Raw genomic sequence first — 768 nt, forward strand, 5'->3', positions numbered from 1 at the left:
TTCTCTGGCCGGCGCTCCAGTCGATGCTGCACGCCCCGGACATCATCGTGGCGACCGGCAACGGCTGGTGGACCGCCGGCACCTCGATCGTCGCCATCCAGCGGGGCAGTGCGGTCGCCTGGGCGAAGCTCTTCAACCGTCCATTGGTGCAGGCCTTCAACACATGAGCACAGGAGAAACCGGGATGGTCGACGCCGCCTTCATTCAGCAATGCGCCGATCGGGCTCTGAAGCCAGCGATCGTCGAGACGTTCATCGAGCGGGCAGGGTCGCAGGACCCGCTGGCCGTCACGGTCCGCTCAGGCAACCGTGTCGTGCTGGTTCCGAAGCCAGCCACGCCGGACGAGGCCTTGGCTTTGATCCGACAGCATGTCGGCCGCAACGTCGTGCGGGTCGGGATCACGCAATATCCGGCCGGCCTCGGCGTCGTGGACGCAGGGGAGCTCAAGCCCGACCTCGTCGATGCCTGCGCTAACATCCGAATGGGCACGGCGCTGTTCGCCAAGGTCTATCGGATCGTCACCAAATGGTACGGCAACCCCACCGACAAAGAGGTTCTCCCACAGGTTTTCGACGACGCCGTCATTGCCTGGCAGACGGGCTACTTCGAGGGCACGGCGGTGTTTCGGGCGCCGGACCCCGCAGAGGTGACGCTGGCCCAGCCGACGCCGCCGAGTGAAGGTGAATCCGCCGAGCAGCGTGGCGACAAAACGGCGGCTGGCGGAACCGATCCTGCGCGTGAAGCCGCGACCACCGACCCGAATAAAGC

The 768-nt window shown here is 65.9% G+C and carries 2 protein-coding genes; both read left to right on the forward strand.

The window, feature by feature from the left end; genetic code table 11:
* The coding region (locus EOC06_RS44525; protein ID WP_281062140.1) for a nitrilase-related carbon-nitrogen hydrolase at positions 1 to 167 on the forward strand (167 nt) is incomplete at its 5' end.
* Between the two features lie 17 nt (positions 168 to 184).
* Positions 185 to 768: TraH family protein (locus EOC06_RS36670; protein ID WP_128310078.1), on the forward strand; the 584-nt coding region annotated here is incomplete at its 3' end.

It is taken from the genome of Mesorhizobium sp. M7A.F.Ca.MR.362.00.0.0 (genome assembly GCF_004023175.1).
GTDB lineage: Bacteria > Pseudomonadota > Alphaproteobacteria > Rhizobiales > Rhizobiaceae > Mesorhizobium.